Source organism: Pseudomonas aphyarum (genome assembly GCF_028657055.1).
GTDB classification, from domain to species: domain Bacteria; phylum Pseudomonadota; class Gammaproteobacteria; order Pseudomonadales; family Pseudomonadaceae; genus Aquipseudomonas; species Aquipseudomonas aphyarum.
Window position 1 is genome coordinate 1 of sequence record NZ_JAMDGS010000025.1, and the last position, 1,447, is coordinate 1,447.

At 51.0% G+C, this 1,447-nt stretch carries 1 protein-coding gene; it reads left to right on the forward strand.

The window, feature by feature from the left end; translation table 11 throughout:
- Positions 1-43: 43 nt before the first annotated feature.
- A protein-coding gene (locus M5G18_RS28895; protein WP_273900360.1) for an IS3 family transposase occupies positions 44-1,413 on the forward strand; the annotation gives its coding sequence in 2 pieces (ribosomal slippage) (positions 44-515 and positions 515-1,413; 1,371 coding nt in all).
- Positions 1,414-1,447 lie beyond the last annotated feature (34 nt).

The following is a 1,447-nucleotide window of genomic DNA, read 5'->3' on the forward strand; positions in this document are numbered from 1 at the left end:
TGGACTGCACCCCAAAGGTTGGACACAACCGATGGGGTGTTTTATGGCGAAGTACACAGTTCAAGTGAAGCTGTTGGCGGTGCAGGACTACTGCTCCGGCAAAGCGGGTCTTAGAGATGTTGCGGGGCGGCACGATGTAGATTTTTCTTCATTGCGCCAGTGGGTCGCGGCCTATCAGGTCCATGGCGCGGCCGCTCTAGAATCAAAAAAGGTGCAGCATTACAGCGCTGAATTCAGACTATCCGTCTTGAAACGCATGCGCGAAGAGCAACTTTCCTACCGCCAAGTGGCGGCATTGTTTGATATCCGAAAATTCAACATCATTGGTGACTGGGAGCGTCGCTATGATAAGGCCGGTAAAAATGCCTTGTCTCGGCAGCCCAACCGACCTGGATCTCAGAAAAAAATGCCGAAACCGACTTCATCTTCTCAACCCCAGTCACCCGATGATGATTCCCGTACTCGGGATGAGCTGATCGCGGAGCTGAATCAGCTTCGGTTGGAAAATGACTATCTAAAAAAGCTCGATGCCTTGGTTCAGAAGAAACGAGCAGCGCAGCAGAAAAAGCGCAAATCGTAATCGAGCTAAGGCAGCATTACCCTCTTGAGGACTTGCTGAAAGCAGCCGGGTTGGCGCGCAGCACGTTTTACTATCAGCACAAGGTGCTCCAGGCGGCCGACAAGTATGCGGATCTGAAAGCCAGGATCCGCACCATTTTCGACGAGCACAAAGGACGATATGGCTATCGCCGCATCACTTTGGCAGTTCGAGATGCTGGTCACCGGGTCAACCACAAGACGGTTCAACGTCTGATGACCGAGCTTCAGATCAAGAGCCTTGTGCGTGTGAAGAAATATCGCGCTTACAAAGGAGAAGCAGGCCAGGCTGCTCCTAATCTGCTGAAGCGCGAGTTTGAAGCACAACAGCCAAATCAGAAGTGGGTAACCGACGTCACAGAGTTCAAGGTTGGAGGGCAGAAACTTTATCTCTCGCCCATCCTGGATCTGTATAACGGCGAAATCATTTCTTACGACATAGCCAGACGACCCTTATTCAGCATGGTCGGGGCGATGCTGAAAAAGGCATTTGATCGCCTTCAGCCGCAGGAGAAGCCAATTTTGCACTCCGACCAAGGGTGGCAATATCGGATGCCGATCTATGGTCGACTTCTCAAAGAACGCTCGGTCACGCCTAGCATGTCGCGTAAAGGTAATTGCTACGACAATGCGGCGATGGAAAGCTTTTTTGGCACGCTGAAATCCGAATTTTTTTACCTGAACAAATTCAGTAGTCTGGACGAGCTTCACGCCGGCTTGGTGGACTACATCCACTACTACAATCACCGACGGATCAGGCTGAAGTTAAACGGACTGAGCCCTGTTGAATACAGGACTCAGTCTATTCAGGTATAGATTTACGATCGTCCAATTTGTCGGGGTCAGTCCA